This window comes from Bacillus sp. AMCV2, assembly GCF_056033925.1.
Genome location: NZ_JBVYIB010000002.1, coordinates 3,488,667 through 3,505,062, shown reverse-complemented (window position 1 = coordinate 3,505,062; position 16,396 = coordinate 3,488,667). Strand labels below are relative to the sequence as shown.

The following is a 16,396-nucleotide window of genomic DNA, read 5'->3' as shown; positions in this document are numbered from 1 at the left end:
GGGGTTCCATGTTTTGAAAAAAATGAAGCTCTTGCTTCTATCGTCAGTCACTGCGGCGGCTGTAGCATGTCCGGCGTTTATGCAGACTGCGAAAGCCGCTGATAAAACCATTTCGGTTAAGCTGAGTAATTATGTAGGCAGCAAATCAAGTTTGGATGTCGATATCATAGGCGGATATGAAATTCCCGGCTCAAGAATTGCGGATACGGAGCGATATGGAGGAGCAACCCGTTTTGATGTTGCCAATAATGTCGCCTCTGCCGGATGGACAAATCCAACGACTGTGGTCATTGTGAATCGGGACGCTTTTGCCGATGCGCTCTCAGCAACCCCGCTTGCCAAAAAGTACGATGCACCGATTTTATTAACAGATGCAGATTCGCTAACACCAAAAACAGAAAGCGAAATTGCAAAATTAAATCCTGACAATATTCTCATCATTGGCGGGACAATCAGTGTTTCTAAAAATGTAGAAAATACATTAAAAAAATATGGTTCTATCGATCGGATTGGAGGAGCAACCCGTTACGAGGTTTCTAAAAACATAGCCGATCGGATGGGGAATTACAGCCAGGCAGTAGTGGCCACAGGCATGGTCTTTACGGATGCCCTGTCAATCGCGCCATATGCTGCAATGAACGGTTATCCGATTTTACTTGCGGGAGACAATAACATCCGCAGTGATTACAAAATTCCAAGCAAGGTTACAATTGTCGGCGGTCCGTTGAGTGTCAGCACTGGTGTGGAAGCTGCATTAAAAAAGAAGGCAACTGTGAAACGGATTGGCGGCGTTTCCCGATATGAGGTATCTGCCAATATCGTTAAAGAATTAAATATGAAAGCAACAAAGGTATTTATGTCAAACGGCCAAACATTCGCGGATGCATTAACGGGATCTGTGCTTGCAGCAAAGCAGGGAAGCCCTTTACTGCTGGTTGAATCAGGCAGCCTGCCGTCACCAGTCGCTGATGTAGTAGCGTCAAAAGGAACTCAGTCATTTGCGCTGCTTGGAGGAAGCATTTCCATCAGTGATACGCTAAAGAACAAACTGGCAGATACTTTTGCAGGAACTGGATATACAGTCAAGTTAACCGGCGGAAACCTAGTGCTTTATAAAAACAGTACTGCAATCAAGACGCTTGGAACGTCTTTTACAGCACAGCCTAAAAAATATGCAACTGCAAATTCTATCAGTCTGAACGGAACGCCATATCTCGGAAACATGAAATTTACAATAGAGTCAGGCAAATATGTTCGGCCAATCAATGTGAATATCCCCTTTGAAGATTATTTAAAGGGTGTTGTTCCTCATGAAATGCCGGCCAGCTGGCAGAAAGAAGCGCTTAAAGCCCAAGCTGTCGCAGCGAGAACTTATTCCATCAGTTCGGCCGGAAAAGAAGTACAAGACACCACCGCTTTTCAGGTATATGGCGGATATGACTGGAATTCAAAAACTTCAGAAGTGGTCGAAGCTACAAAAGGAAAAGTTTTGAAATACAATGGGAATTTGATTTCAGCTACGTATTCCTCAAGCAACGGCGGCTACACAGAAGCGAGCGGTGAGGTGTGGAGCAGCCAGCTTCCTTATTTAATCGCCAAAAAAGATACGTACGACCCGCAAATCAGCTGGTCTCTGTCTTTAAATAAAACCCAGCTTGATAAGAGCAGTCTGAATCTGAAAAGCCCGGGTTCTTGGTGGAGCTCTAAAAATGAAACAAACTCATCATATTTGAGCGGTTTGAAAAGCTGGTTTATTAAAAATAAATACAGCAATGCCGAGTCTATCAAAATCACGAAAATATCCAGTGTGAAATTCAGCACGGAGAAAACTGCCGGTCAGCGGCCGGAAACAGCAAGCGTCACATTCTCATATTTCGTGAAAGAAAAATCAAATGGCTATATTCTGTCAAATGGAAGCCTCAGTGAAAAAACAGCAACAATTACTGTACCTGCAGCAGAGCTGAGAACGATGCTTGGCGCTTCCAATATGAAGAGTACATATGCTTCTGTCTCAAGCAATACAAACGCCTTTCTCATTAGCGGTAAAGGATACGGACACGGCATAGGCATGAGTCAGTACGGAGCCAATGCCAGAGCAGCTGCCGGACAATCTTATACAACAATTTTAAGTTTTTACTATCCGGGAACAACTCTATCAAGCTATTAAAAGATTGTTAGAGTCAAAGGAGGCGAGATGCCTCCTTTGTTCGTTATTTGATTTATGAATCATTATGAATCTTTGGAGGGACTATCTTTGCGGATCTTTCTTAAAAGCATACCTATGCTGATACTAGGAGTCGTGTTATTTGTACCAAATGCGTTTGCGGCCAACTCTGTTACAAGGCTGGATGGAGCAAGCAGATATGAGGTTGCAGTAAATGTATCAAAACAAGGCTGGAGCAGTGCAGGCACGGTTGTTATAGCAAACGGAACAGCATATGCCGATGTATTAACTGCTGCACCTTTGGCTTACAAATACAATGCCCCGATTCTATTGACGGAATCATCTAAACTGACTGCACCGACGAAAGACAGAATCAGCCAGCTTAAACCGAGCAAGGTCATCGTCATTGGCGGAACGATCAGTGTTTCTAACAACGTTGTAAGCGACATTAAAAAATTGGGTATTTCCAATGTGGAACGGATCGGCGGAAGAAGCCGCTATGAAGTTGCTCAAAATATTTCTAAAAAATTGTCTTCAAATTCAAATACAGTAATCGCAAATGGAACGGCATATGCTGACAGTCTGGCAATCGGTTCTTATGCTGCCCGTAATGGTATTCCAATTCTTCTGACGACTGAAAGCTCTATTCCCGAACCAACGAAAAATGCGATGAACAGCAAAGGAACAACATCGACTATTGTGGTCGGGGGAGAAATCAGTGTCTCAAAAAGCGTTTACAGCCAGTTGCCATCACCAACAAGGATCGGCGGGAACAGCCGTTTTGAAGTGGCTGCCAACATAGCGAAAAAGTATTATTCTTCATCAAAAGCTGCATTTGTCAGCAATGGCTATCAATATGCAGATGCTTTAGCGGGTTCTGTGCTGGCGGCGAAGCAAAATCGCCCAATGCTATTTACTGACGCCGGTTCATTGCCGACTGCGACAAGAACAGTCATCGGATCAAATAGCAAGAACACTTTCACAGTTCTTGGGGGAACCATTTCAGTTACCACAAATGTTGTGAATCAGCTGAAAAATGTGATTGTTGGCAAAAAGGTATTTGTGGATGCAGGACATGGTGGTTATGACAGCGGCGCGGTAGGTAATGGTTTAAAGGAGAAAGATGTTAACCTTGCCGTTGCTAAGCTTGTAAACAGCAAACTTTCCAATGGTGGAGCCATTCCGATTATGGCCAGATCTACAGATGTTTTCTTGGAGCTTTCAGAGCGGGTTGCAAAAGCAAAAAGCAATAATGCAAACCTGTTTGTGAGTATTCACGCCAATTCAGCGAGCCCAGCAGCAACCGGTACTGAAACCTACTATTATACAAAATATGAGTCAGAAAACAGCAAACGGCTTGCGACAGAAATACAAAACAGACTCTATAAAGCACTCAATACTCAAAACCGCGGCGTGAAAATCGGGAATTTCCATGTCATCAGAGAATCAACGATGCCGAGTAGTTTAGTGGAGCTGGCGTTCATTTCAAATGCGAACGACGCAAGTAAGTTAAAGAGTGCTTTGTATCAAGAAAAAGCAGCTCAAGCAATATATGAAGGAATCATTGGATATTATTAGGGGATTAAATTAGTAGACATCAATAGCGGCTTGCCGGCAGAACCTATCAGGAATTGCCGGCAAGCTTTTTTATACGATAAAATGAGAAAAATTTTAAACCACATATGCTATGTAAAAGTTTAACAAAATTTAAGGTTAGGCCTATTCTTATTGACAGATGTTTTTGATATAATTATCAGGCAAAAATATAACCGATCCATTAGGGTAGTGAGGTAATCGATGAAAATAAGCATTGTTATCCCTGTATATAATTCAGAAGATCTTATTTCCGAATGTCTTGATAGCTTAGTTAACCAAACGATGCCAAAAGAGGATTATGAGATTATATGTGTCGATGATAAATCTACGGATTCATCTTTAGACATTTTGAATCGATATAAAAAGAAATATGACAATATTGTTGTTGTTGAAAGAACCGTAAATTCAGGCGGTCCAGGTGCGCCGCGGAATGATGCAATAAAAATTGCCAAAGGTGAATACATCCTGTTTGTTGATTCCGATGACTATCTAGGCAATGAAGCATTGTTAAGATGGTACAATTTCTCAAAAGAGAATGATTCAGATATTACTTTAGGTAAGTTAAAAGGGATAAACGGCCGAGGTGTTCCCAAATCAATGTTTAAGGAAACAAACCCAGATGTTGATTTGGTTGATTCCAAAATTGTTTTCACATTGGGACCCCAAAAACTGTTTAAAGCCTCACTTTTAAAAGAAAATCAAATCATCTTCCCTACTCACATAAAAGCAGCGGAAGATCAAGTCTTCACAATGAACGCTTATTTAAAGGCAAAGAAGATTTCTGTTTCAGCTGACTATGATTATTACTATCTGGTCAAAAGAGACGGTGAACATATGAGTGTTGCTTATGTTCCCCCAGAGAACTTTTATGGAGCAATGGAAGATATTATTTCTGCTATCAAGGCTAGTGACCTGGAAGAAGGAAGAAAAATTAAACTGATGGCAGTATTTTTAAACAGGCATTTCGATTTTTCGCGGACAAAAAATGTCACAATAAAAATGAAGACCGATGAAGAAAGAGCTGAATGGTTTAAATATTTGTCTTCATTTATTCATGCAGTACCTGAAGAGGCTGATCAATTTGTGCTTCCGCATATCAAATTGCGTCTGCTGTTTATTCGGAATAATGATTTGCAGGGGTTAACCCAGTATGAGCGTGAGGAACAAGACATTAAAAAGTTCTGTGTTGTATATAACGGGGATTTAATTGCACGTTATCCGAGCTTAGAGCGATATCCAATTTCTGAAGAACTATTAAAAGTGAATTATAAAAATAAGCTTGAGCATTATCTGCAAAATATTGAATTTAACGATCGCAGCCTCAGCATTCAAGGAACCATTAAACACAAATTGGTTGATGATGAAATGAATCAAAATCAATCTCTGACAGGAGTATTTGTTCATCGCGATACAAAGGCGGAAAAATACATTTCGCCGGCTAAGTATGAAAATTCAACATTTACATTTGAGTGCAAGTTTGATGAACTGGCATCTGCAGAAGAAGATTTAGGCGTTTGGGATTTCTTTATTGAATCGTCGATAGACGGCTACAAATTAAGGGCGAGAATCGGAAACAAGCGTGCTGCGTATAAGTATTCTACAAAAACGATGTATTTAGGGCATAATGCTTTGTTTGTCTTCAGTGCAAGACCATATTTCACAATGAACTACGATAATCTTTCGATTGATATAAAGAAACATGCCTATACAGAAGCAGAACTTTCATATGAAACAGAATCAAAAGATTTATCATTTATTTTTAAAGATAAGCAAATCTGTTTGCCAAATCATTCAAAAATCATTGTGAATACCGGACAGTCTGAAATCTCATTACCGGTAAAACGTATAGAGTTAGAGCCTAATTGTACAAAATTGACGGTAAACGTGCAGAGTTTGCTTGAACAGCTAGTTCATGTAAAGAAAGAGCGATTAATTGAATTTGCGATAAATACTTCCCAAAATAAAATCAGTGCAAAAGTGGATAACCAAACAATTGTCCTGGACACACGGAACGTGGAACGAAAATCCATGTTATTCTTTAGTAAAATGGTTGAGGTTCAATACAAGCTGTTAACCTCTAAATCAAAGTTTTATTTTCAATATTAAATGCTTCTCAACGAAAAGAGACAAATCAGTAAAATGATTTGTCTCTTTTTTTAAACAATATGCTTAATTTTTAAAAAAAGTGTCTAAAACAATAAAAAGTTTACGGATAAATGTCAGAAAAAATAACAAATTCACACTTCTTAACATACCATTTACATCCAATTAACATCCGTCTGCTAAACTGACTGGCATAGGTCATCATAACATCCCAAACAAATCGTGAGGTGTGTGTCAGTGAGTGCAGAGAAAAGCATGAATGTGAGTCGTGAATTCTCAGTTCAGCAAATACATTCTTTTACATTATCTGAAAAGACGGCTCGTTATTTGGCAATAAAGCGCGTAATGGATATTTGGTTTGCGCTCATTGGGTTGGCGATTGCGCTGCCAATGATTGCGGTATTTTCAATATTGATTTGTTTGGAGACGCCGGGGCCTGCCATTTATACGCAGGAACGCGTAGGGAAAGGCGGGAAACCATTTAAGCTTTATAAGCTTCGTTCCATGAAAATAGATGCCGAGAAGTCTGGGGCGGTTTGGGCACAGAAGCAAGATCCGCGGGTGACAAGGATCGGAGCTTTTATCAGAAGAACGAGAATTGACGAACTTCCTCAGCTGTTTAATGTGCTGAAAGGCGATATGAGTATGATTGGCCCTCGTCCGGAACGGCCTGTATTTACGGAAAAATTCCAGAATGAGATTCCAGGCTTTACACAGCGTCTGGCTGTTAAACCGGGATTGAGCGGCTGGGCTCAAGTGAACGGCGGTTACGATATGACGCCGAAGGAAAAGCTGATATTTGATTTATATTACATTCGCAATCTGACTTTCACTTTAGAATTAAAAATTATGTTAAAAACTTGTAAAGTAGTTTGGACGGGTGATGGTGCAAGATAAAACAGAATGCCATTATTCACCATCAATCTGAGCTTAAAAAGAAGTAGGGAATATGATGCCAAGTATTACAAAACAAATCATGAGCGGTGCAAAGTGGACAAGTATTTCAACTATGTGTATTACAATCATACAAATTGTTCAGTTTGCCCTGCTTGGAAATATGATGACCTTAACAGAATTTGGGCTTGTCGGCATGATCACAACGGTTACAGTTTTCGCCCAGATTGTGCTCGATATGGGTTTTGGCGCAGCATTAATTCAGAGAGACGACGCGACGGAGCGCCAGCTGTCAACATTGTATTGGCTTAACATTATGACGGGCGTTTTGCTGTTTGTTCTTTTATATGTGAGCAGTCCTGTCATTGCGGGATTTTATCAAAGAGAAGAGCTGGTGTTTCTGGTTCGGATTCTGGCGATTATGTTTTTGATCGCGCCAATTGGACAGCAATATCAGTATATGCTGCAAAAGCAGCTGCATTTTAATACGTTAAGCAAAATAGAGATTTTTTCAAATGTATTGTCATTCGGATATTTAGCGATAGCGGTTTTTATGATGGATGCGATTTTGGCGTACGTGATTTCTCAAGTCCTGCTGCAGTCCAGTAAAGGGATTTTATATTGGGCTGTATACCGAAAAAAGTGGCATCCTGCTTTTGTTTTTGATTTGAGAGGCATGAAGGATTTCTTTTCTTTTGGAGCCTTTCAGCTTTCATCCCGTCTTGTGAACAGACTGGGAGCAAATATCGACATGATTTTGATCGGCCGGTTTATTGGTGCTGAAGCATTGGGGATTTATAACCTCGCTTATCAGATTGTCACCATTCCGGTTTTGAAGATCAATCCGATTGTCACACGGGTGGCATTCCCTGTTTTCGCAAAAAACAAATATGAAAACAGCGTGATCAGAGAAGGCTTTCTGAATATGACAAAAATGCTGGCGCTTGTTTCGTTTCCGCTGTTAATCGGGCTCGTGTCTGTGTCAGACGCCTTTATCACAGCGGTTTTCGGAGAAAAGTGGCTTGCTGCTGTTCCGATCCTGAATGTTCTGGCCATTGTCGGGATACTAAGAGTGCTCATGAATCCAAATGGATCTGTACTGCTGGCAAAAGGAAGAGCTGACTTAGCGTTTTATTGGGATTCCGGCGTACTGCTGCTGTACGTATTATCACTGTTTGCAGCTGTACAGACGGGAAGTCTGCTGACAGTCGCATGGGTGTATGCCATTATCAGCGTTGTTAATTTCCTGATCGGGCGCTGGCTCCTGGCATATGTCATCAAGCTTAACCTTTCAGCTTATTTCCAGTCGATTATGAAGCCATTTCTGATTACTGCGGCGATGGGCATCATCGCGTTTGGTGTAAGCCTCAGTACCGAACACTTCAGTATGCAGGCAGAAATGCGGCTGGCCATTTCAGTTGCGGCCGGGGCGCTGTGCTATCTCTTTCTTTTGGTAAAAGCGTACCCTCAAACGAAAAACAAACTACTAAGAAAAGGGCGTTTGTCATGAAGATTTTGTGGATCACAAGCGTATATCCGAGCAGTATGAAACCCGGAGAGGGTGTGTTTCATGAGACACAGGTGCAAGAGCTGCAAAAACTCGGGCTTGATATCACTGTGATATGCCCACGGCCTTTTCATTCAGCACCTGTCCGCATGCTGAAAAAGACATATCGAAAAAAGGATGCCAGACCGGAGTATGAGATTAGAAAAGGGATACCGGTTTACCGGCCTTTCTATCGGGCAGTTCCCGGCCAGCTGAAGTGGGCGCAGCCTCATCGGAGAATCGCATCAGCCGTTTTAAAAACAATGAAACAGCGCGACCTATATCCGGATCTGATCCATGCTCATTTTGCCATGCCATCGGGCGGGGCTGCGGCAGTCGTGTCAGAGTCAGCGCAAATTCCTTATATCCTGACCTTGCATGGCAGTGATGTGAATGTCTATCCGCATTATAGCAAAGGAGCGTTTAAAGCCTTCAAGCGTGCCGTAGGTTCTGCGTCAGTTGTTTTAGCAGTCAGCCACAAGCTTCAGGAAGAAGCCAAAAAGCTTTCGGGCTTTGACAGCTCGGTTTTGCCAATTGGCATACAGCTCAGCCGTTTTCAGGAGAATGAGGAGACGAAAGAGGAAATCAGAGAAAGACTCGGACTCCCGCTTGATCAGCGTCTGGCTGTCTATGTCGGCCGGCTGGTCAGAGAGAAAGGCATTTTTGAACTGTCTGAAGCGATCGAATCGCTGCAGGACCCACCTCAGGCAGTCTTTGTCGGGGATGGTCCCGCAAAATCGACGCTGACGCAGAAGGGGCATATCGTCACAGGCCAAGTGCCGAATCATCATGTAAGAGACTATTTACTTGCGGCAGATCTATTCGTGCTTCCTTCTTACAGTGAGGGGATGCCGACTGTTGTGATTGAGGCGCTGGCGCTAAGGGTTCCTGTTATCTGTACGGATGTTGGCGGAGTGTCGTCTTTATTCGGAAAGCACCAACATCTGCTGATTAAACCGAAATCCGCTCAAGCCTTGGCGGAAGCGATCACTCGGTACGAACATGAGCAAATATGGAAGCCGGAAGTAGCAGATGACTTGTATGAAACCGTGCAGGCTCAATTTGACGCAGGAAAAAACGCCAAGGCTTTGCATCATCAGTATCAGACGGTCACGAAAACGTCCGTTTAATCGTAAGAAACTGCGACCAATATAAATAGGAAGATCATTTTACAGGAGAGGGATGAGCGCTGTGAAAAAAATAGCTGTCATTGGAACAGGTTATGTAGGACTCGTATCAGGCACTTGCTTTGCGGAGATCGGCAATAAAGTTGTTTGCTGTGATATCGATGAATCAAAAATCAGAAGTCTGAAAAATGGGGTAATCCCAATCTATGAACCAGGGCTTGCAGACTTAGTTGAAAAAAATGTGCTGGATCAGCGCTTGACCTTTACGAACGATATCCCGTCTGCCATTCGGGCCTCAGATATTATTTATATTGCAGTCGGAACGCCTATGTCCAAAACAGGTGAAGCTGATTTAACGTACGTCAAAGCGGCGGCGAAAACAATCGGTGAGCATCTTAACGGCTACAAAGTGATCGTAAATAAAAGCACAGTCCCGGTTGGAACAGGGAAACTGGTGCAATCTATCGTTCAAAAAGCCTCAAAGGGGAGATACTCATTTGATGTTGTATCTAACCCTGAATTCCTTCGGGAAGGGTCAGCGATTCATGACACGATGAATATGGAGCGTGCCGTAATTGGTTCAACAAGTCATAAAGCCGCTGCCATCATTGAGGAACTTCATCAGCCATTCCATGCTCCTGTCATTAAAACAAACCTAGAAAGTGCAGAAATGATTAAATACGCCGCGAATGCATTTCTGGCGACAAAGATTTCCTTTATCAACGATATCGCAAACATTTGTGAGCGAGTCGGCGCAGACGTTTCAAAAGTTGCTGATGGTGTTGGTCTTGACAGCCGTATCGGCAGAAAGTTCCTTAAAGCGGGTATAGGATTCGGCGGTTCATGTTTTCCAAAGGATACAACCGCGTTGCTTCAAATCGCAAAATCGGCAGGCTATCCATTCAAGCTCATCGAAGCTGTCATTGAAACGAACGAAAAGCAGCGTGTTCATATTGTAGATAAACTTTTGACTGTTATGGGAAGCGTCAAAGGGAGAACTATTTCAGTCCTGGGATTAGCCTTCAAACCGAATACGAACGATGTGAGATCAGCTCCAGCGCTTGATATTATCCCAATGCTGCAGCAGCTGGGCGCCCATGTAAAAGCATACGATCCGATTGCTATTCCTGAAGCTTCAGCGATCCTTGGCGAACAGGTCGAGTATTACACAGATGTGTATGCTGCGATTGAGGACACTGATGCATGCCTGATTTTAACGGATTGGCCGGAAGTGAAAGAAATGGAACTTGTAAAAGTGAAAACCCTCTTAAAACAGCCAGTCATCATCGACGGCAGAAATTTATTTTCACTTGAAGAGATGCAGGCAGCCGGATACATTTATCACTCTATCGGCCGTCCCGCTGTTCGGGGAACGGAACCCTCTGACAAGTATTTTCCGGGCTTGCCGCTTGAAGAATTGGCTAAAGACTTGGGAAGCGTCAATTTATAAAAAGAAAAAGTGTTACTTGGTTGAAGCTGCCGGCTGCTAGGCTCGGCCGCCGGCTCCTGAAACATCAGGAAAGGGGTTAAACATGTGAGTATCAAACGATCAGCGGTCCATACGCTAGCGTTACTGGCCGCTGCTATATTTGGAGTCGTCCTATTGCTGGGAGCCATCCATAAAGATATAGGTTTCATGCAGATGGCTGCTGTGCTTGCGGTGTTGGCAATTGGCCTGTTTTTACTGACGCTTGCAACCGCATTTACAACAAAAGAACGGCTCTTTATGGCTGTAATCTATATTTTGATCGCCTGCACTTTTTTAAATAATGCATTTTTCGCTATACATCTTGGATTTTTCAGTTTGTTCCTTTACCGGCTTCTGCTCATTGCAGCGGGTTGCCTTCATATTTTCGGCATGGTTCGGAATCGAACCCATATTGAAAGATGGCATGGGCTGCAAGTAAAAGGGATATTGCTCTTTTTCGCCTTTTGGTTTATATATGGCCTTGTTTCTCTGCTGTGGGCCAAGTCGGTAACAGTTGGCCTCAAGTATTTAGCCTTATTGGCAATGGGAATTTTCTTCATTTATCTTATTGTCATGTACGTGCAAAAAATGGAGCGGCTGATGATTGTTTATGCCATTTGGCTGGTGATGACGGTATTTCTGATGATCATTGGTTTTTACAATCATATCACCCACCATCATCTTGCGAGTTCCACATTGTACAGCGGACCGGAGTATAAGCAGCATTTTCCGACATCGGTCTTTTTTAATCAAAATGACTTTGCGACCTTTTTATCCATCAGCTTCTTTTTTTACATCACGATGATGAAAAACATTAAGAATGGATACATCAAGGCAATTGGCCTTGTGCTCTCGCTCTGTGCGTTGTATTTAATTTTTGCCACTGGTTCAAGAGCCAGCCTTCTGGGGATTTTTGCAGGTATTGCTGTCTACATCTTCATTGTATTGCCGCCTGTTTTAAAGAAAATGGCTATATGGCTGTCGGCGGCAGGAATTGCTCTTTTCGCAGTTCTTTTCGCCAGCAAAATCTATTCAAAGTTTTGGGAGCTGTTTCTGGCCCCGCAGACGCTGCATTCATTTCATGACAGGCTTCCATCAAATGTGGCTCGGGCAAATCTGCTGAAAAACGCTTGGCATTTTTTCCTTGATTCATACGGATTCGGAGTCGGGGCAGGAAATGTATCCTATTATCTTGAGCATTATGCTGTATATGATACTGACAATGTGGCAGAGGTTCATAACTGGCTTGTTGAAATTCTTGCTAATTTTGGCTTGTTCATCATGCTGGGATATCTGTCCGTTTATGCCTACCTCATATGGGTGCTTTACAAGTTTTATGAAAGAAAATTAGAAAATCAGTCAAAACTGATCACAGAAGGACTTATTACCGCTATGGTCAGTTTCCTGGTATCAAGTATCAGCCCAAGCTCTGTTTCAAATTTATTTTTCCATTGGGTGTTTATGGCGCTCGTCATCGCCGCCGTGAATGTGTTAAGGCGGTCCAGACAAATGCCTGAGCCGATGTACAGATAAACAGACTACAAAAAGCAGGGAGACTTATATGAACGATATATTGATAAGAATAGCCCGTCGCATAAAAAAAAATATCATTTGGATCATAGCGGTGCCAATTATATTAGGTGCGGCGGGGTATATCCTGCCGTCACAGATCGCTGATCAAAAGAGCTATACAGCTGAAGATACTTTGGCTGTGGGGAGCTATGATCATCCGATTTATAACAGCACAGAAGAGATTCCGCTTCTGCTAAAGAGCGACTCTTTTTTGAAGGAGGCGCTTCCTGATGAAAAGGATGAAGATGTAGCAGAAATCAAAGAGAAGCTTACCATCAAAACGGAATCCAAATCGTTACTGACTTTAAGCTATAGCGACGAGGATAAGGATAGAACGGAATCTGTCTTAAACGCCATATCCTCCACCTTTCTCAAAAACGATCAAAAGCTGTATGCAGAAAGAGAAGCCGTCATCCGCAGCAGCATAGACGCGCTTGAAGGCGAGTCTGTGAGCGAGGATTCCAAAGTGGATAAAGAGAGATTTTTGTATGAGCTCAAAAACACACAGCTTAACCTGAAAGCGGCAAGTGTTACTGATTCCGAAACCGTAAGTGAGACAGCAGGCGGCGGAATGTCTCCGAAAAAGAAAGCAGTTCTCGGCGTTATGATTGGCCTTACGATTGCCTTTATGTTCGTTGTCATTCCTGAATTTTTCAGAGAATCCTTTTAAAATCATACGATGGAGATGTGATCATGACCAATTGGAAACCTCTCGTATCTGTCATTACACCTTCCTATAATGCGCGTGACTATATTGAAGACACGGTTCATTCGGTATTAGATCAGAGCCATCCTCATTGGGAAATGATTATCGTGGATGATTGCTCAACGGATGGGACCCGCGACATTTTACAGCAGTATGAAAAAATAGACGAAAGAATTCATGTGGTGTATTTGGAAGAGAACTCCGGAGCTGCGGTTGCTCGCAACAAAGCGTTGGAACGCGCTCAAGGGCGCTACGTAGCATTTTTGGACAGTGATGACAAATGGAAAAAAGACAAACTGGAAAAGCAGCTTGAGTTTATGATGGAGCGCTCCTGTGCGTTTTCTTTCACGGGCTACAGCTTAATGGCGCAGGACGGGACCCCACTCGATAAATTTATTCATGCGCCGGAAAGCCTGACGTACGATGACGCCCTGAAAAATACAATTATCGGCTGCTTGACGGTGATGATTGACAGGGAGCAAACGGGACAGATCCAAATGCCGAATATCAGAACGAGACAGGACTTAGCCACATGGCTGTCTCTTTTAAAAAAAGGATTTACTGCCTATGGAATGAATGAATGCCTGGCTGAATATCGGCTTGTCAATAACTCAATTTCCAGCAACAAATGGAAGGCTGCGAAAAAAACGTGGTTTGTCTACAGGGAGATCGAACGGCTTCATTTTATGAAAGCAACATGGTGTTTTGTTCAATATGCAAAAAACGCGGTAAAAAAAAGATTATAGCCGCAAACAGAGAGAATAGGTGATGAAGGTGGAAACAAAAGAAGCAATCATTCATGTCATCGTTGCCACTGCTGAATGGGGAAAAGACCAATTGAGATACAGAAGGCACCGGCTGGCAGAATTTTTAGCTGCTCAGGAGGAAACGAAGGAAGTTATTTGGGTATGTCCGGCTTCGCGTGCCCAAGGGAAAGAGTTTCAGGAAGTCCATTCTGGCATCAGGCAATTCGCTGTCAAAGACCTGCTGCAGAAAAAAATGTTTCGTTTCGGACGATATACAGATGTCTTTTACAGACATAAGCTCTCCCCATTACTCGATGAGCTTACATTAGCTTCTGCAAACGGTGAACGCTGCTGTTTATGGTACACGTTTCCCGGATTCCCGCTGCTGTCTTCGCTGTATCCTTGGGATCAGGTCATTTATGACTGCAGTGACTTATGGGCGGCGCCGATTAGCGGCCGATCAAATCTGCTGTCTGAATTCCGGCGAAAAGTCATTAAATCGGCAGAGCTGAGAATTATACAACGAGCAGATTCAATAACCTGTTCATCAGATTATCTTCACAAGGAAGTAGACAAAAAACTGACTGCAGGACGAGAGAAGGTTCATACTGTGGAAAACGGAGTGGAGTATGAGCTGTTTTCTGCAAATAAACAAGCTCCCGATCGCAGTATACTGCAGGGGAGAGAAGGAACAGTGTTAGGTTTTATCGGCGGAATTAAACCGAAGCTCGATTTTAAAATGATTGAAGAAGCCGCCCTGCAAAAGCCTGATTGGACATTTTTATGGGTTGGCCCGGATGCCACCAATGGTGACGTTTCGTTTCAAGAGCTGCTGAGGCTTCCAAATGTCATATGGACCGGCCCGACAGATCCGAAAGAAGTTCCGCATTTTATGGAGCTTATCGACATTGGCATCATGCCTTATAAAAAATCATCGTATAATCAAGCTGTATTTCCGCTGAAACTATTTGAATTTTTAGCGGCAGGAAAACCTGTCGTCGGCTCTAATCTTCCGTCAACCTCAAAAATGCAAAAGCCGTATGTATACGAATATGTAGAAGGTGATCATCCAATTGATTTTATAGCAGCTTGTGAAAAAGTTCTCGAACAAAACGGAGACGAAACCTATAAAGAAATGCGCCGAAACATCGCTCGCACACAAGATTGGAATTGCTTATTTAGACAAATTATGAAATATACAGGGATTCAAAAACATGCGTAGTCCTATAAATTGGGATGCGCGTTTTTTGATTATACGTGTTTCTTTTTGATGAAGCTTGTTATAATAACTAAGGAGAAGGTATAATGGAAGGAACGGTTCTCTATATAAATAAAGACTTCATTTAATTCCAAAGGAGACTTCTTTATGCTTGACGAACGCATGATTCGCATTGTTGTTGCGTTTATTGTCTCGCTGCTGACAGTTTTAATCATAACCCCAATCGTAAAAAGGATTGCGATTAAAATAGGTGCAGTTGACCAGCCCAGTAATCGAAAAGTACATGACAAAATCATGCCCCGCATGGGCGGGCTGGCCATATTTATCGGGGTGGTTGCAGGCGTGCTTGCATCCGGTATTTACACAGAAACAAGGATGACGGCAATTACAGTCGGAGCATTCATCATTATTGTGTTAGGTATTCTTGACGATAAATATCAATTAAGTGCAAAAGTTAAGTTTTTGATTCAATTAGGTGTAGCCATTATGATTGTAAGCACTGGCTTAAAAATGGATTTTTTCTCAGTACCTTTTTTAACAGAACGGTTTGAGTTAGGGTGGATGGCTTATCCGCTGACGGTATTATGGATTGTCGGCATCACGAACGCAATTAACCTGATTGATGGATTGGATGGCCTTGCTGCCGGTCTTTCTGTTATCGGCCTGTCCACGATCGCTGTCATGGCGCTATCCGGCGGAAAAGTGCTCATTCTGTCACTCTCATTAGTCGTTATTGCCAGCACGCTGGGGTTTTTGTTTTACAACTTCCACCCGGCAAAAATCTTTATGGGAGATACGGGATCACTTTTTTTAGGGTATAGTATTTCGATTCTTTCATTATTAGGCCTGTATAAAAGTGTCACATTGTTCAGTATCGTTATCCCGATTATTATATTAGGCGTACCGATTTTTGATACAACATTTGCTATCATCAGGAGAATATTAAACAAACAGCCGATTTCAGCGCCTGATAAGTCGCATATTCACCATAGACTGATGGCCTTTGGCCTTTCACATCGGATGTCGGTCTTAGTTATTTATTTGATTGGATTTATTTTCAGTATCAGTGCGATTGTACTTAAAAGTGCCACAATTTGGCTTTCTTTGTTTATTATCTTCATTTTAATTATTTTTATGCAAATCATAGCAGAAGTGACAGGACTCGTGAATGAAAAATTTAAGCCGTTTACAAAGTTTTATAAACGGCTGGTGAAAAGGAATTAAAAATTCCGGCTTATGTGCCGGAGTTTTTTTC

The 16,396-nt window shown here is 42.4% G+C and carries 12 protein-coding genes; all 12 read left to right on the top strand.

Going from position 1 to position 16,396, the window contains the following annotated elements; all coding sequences use genetic code 11:
- Positions 1-13 precede the first annotated feature (13 nt).
- Positions 14-2,167, top strand: a complete 2,154-nt coding sequence (locus AC0OMA_RS18130) for a SpoIID/LytB domain-containing protein (RefSeq protein ID WP_015483774.1) — start codon at positions 14-16, stop codon at positions 2,165-2,167.
- 87 nt (positions 2,168-2,254) lie between these two features.
- Positions 2,255-3,742 (top strand): N-acetylmuramoyl-L-alanine amidase, encoded by a 1,488-nt coding sequence (locus AC0OMA_RS18125; RefSeq protein WP_474222318.1) that lies wholly within the window; start codon positions 2,255-2,257, stop codon positions 3,740-3,742.
- Between the two features lie 219 nt (positions 3,743-3,961).
- Positions 3,962-5,866: a (poly)ribitol-phosphate teichoic acid beta-D-glucosyltransferase TarQ gene (tarQ, locus tag AC0OMA_RS18120; RefSeq protein ID WP_015483772.1), complete on the top strand. Its 1,905-nt coding sequence runs from the start codon at positions 3,962-3,964 to the stop codon at positions 5,864-5,866.
- 234 nt (positions 5,867-6,100) lie between these two features.
- The gene (locus AC0OMA_RS18115) at positions 6,101-6,760 is read left to right on the top strand and encodes a sugar transferase (RefSeq protein WP_003242561.1); all 660 of its coding nucleotides are present in this window, start codon (positions 6,101-6,103) and stop codon (positions 6,758-6,760) included.
- A gap of 55 nt (positions 6,761-6,815) precedes the next feature.
- Positions 6,816-8,267 (top strand): teichuronic acid biosynthesis protein TuaB, encoded by a 1,452-nt coding sequence (gene tuaB, locus AC0OMA_RS18110; protein WP_474222449.1) that lies wholly within the window; start codon positions 6,816-6,818, stop codon positions 8,265-8,267.
- On the top strand, positions 8,264-9,433 hold the full coding sequence (gene tuaC / locus AC0OMA_RS18105; protein ID WP_015483770.1) for a teichuronic acid biosynthesis protein TuaC: 1,170 nt from the start codon (positions 8,264-8,266) through the stop codon (positions 9,431-9,433). Before tuaB ends, tuaC begins: the two co-directional genes overlap by 4 nt.
- A gap of 61 nt (positions 9,434-9,494) precedes the next feature.
- Positions 9,495-10,880: a UDP-glucose 6-dehydrogenase TuaD gene (gene tuaD, locus AC0OMA_RS18100; RefSeq protein ID WP_014478137.1), complete on the top strand. Its 1,386-nt coding sequence runs from the start codon at positions 9,495-9,497 to the stop codon at positions 10,878-10,880.
- Positions 10,881-10,964: 84 nt separating this feature from the next.
- Complete coding sequence (gene tuaE / locus AC0OMA_RS18095) at positions 10,965-12,431, top strand: teichuronic acid biosynthesis protein TuaE (RefSeq protein ID WP_474222316.1); 1,467 nt, start codon at positions 10,965-10,967, stop codon at positions 12,429-12,431.
- A gap of 28 nt (positions 12,432-12,459) precedes the next feature.
- Positions 12,460-13,140 carry a teichuronic acid biosynthesis protein TuaF gene (gene tuaF / locus AC0OMA_RS18090; protein WP_181220203.1) on the top strand — a complete coding sequence of 227 codons (681 nt, stop codon included), beginning with the start codon at positions 12,460-12,462 and terminating at the stop codon, positions 13,138-13,140.
- A gap of 23 nt (positions 13,141-13,163) precedes the next feature.
- On the top strand, positions 13,164-13,922 hold the full coding sequence (gene tuaG / locus AC0OMA_RS18085; RefSeq protein WP_003242619.1) for a teichuronic acid biosynthesis protein TuaG: 759 nt from the start codon (positions 13,164-13,166) through the stop codon (positions 13,920-13,922).
- Between the two features lie 28 nt (positions 13,923-13,950).
- Entirely contained in the window at positions 13,951-15,144 is a 1,194-nt protein-coding gene (gene tuaH, locus AC0OMA_RS18080; protein ID WP_474222448.1) for a teichuronic acid biosynthesis protein TuaH, read from the top strand.
- 144 nt (positions 15,145-15,288) lie between these two features.
- Positions 15,289-16,365 (top strand): MraY family glycosyltransferase, encoded by a 1,077-nt coding sequence (locus AC0OMA_RS18075; protein ID WP_003227975.1) that lies wholly within the window; start codon positions 15,289-15,291, stop codon positions 16,363-16,365.
- Positions 16,366-16,396 lie beyond the last annotated feature (31 nt).

Bases quoted from the DNA above. Each gene is read 5' to 3' on its own strand.
- tarQ (WP_015483772.1), top strand. From the start codon at position 3,962: ATGAAAATAAGCATTGTTATCCCTGTATATAATTCAGAAGATCTTATT.
- tuaB (WP_474222449.1), top strand. From the start codon at position 6,816: ATGCCAAGTATTACAAAACAAATCATGAGCGGTGCAAAGTGGACAAGT.
- tuaC (WP_015483770.1), top strand. From the start codon at position 8,264: ATGAAGATTTTGTGGATCACAAGCGTATATCCGAGCAGTATGAAACCC.
- tuaF (WP_181220203.1), top strand. From the start codon at position 12,460: ATGAACGATATATTGATAAGAATAGCCCGTCGCATAAAAAAAAATATC.
- tuaG (WP_003242619.1), top strand. From the start codon at position 13,164: ATGACCAATTGGAAACCTCTCGTATCTGTCATTACACCTTCCTATAAT.
- AC0OMA_RS18075 (WP_003227975.1), top strand. From the start codon at position 15,289: ATGCTTGACGAACGCATGATTCGCATTGTTGTTGCGTTTATTGTCTCG.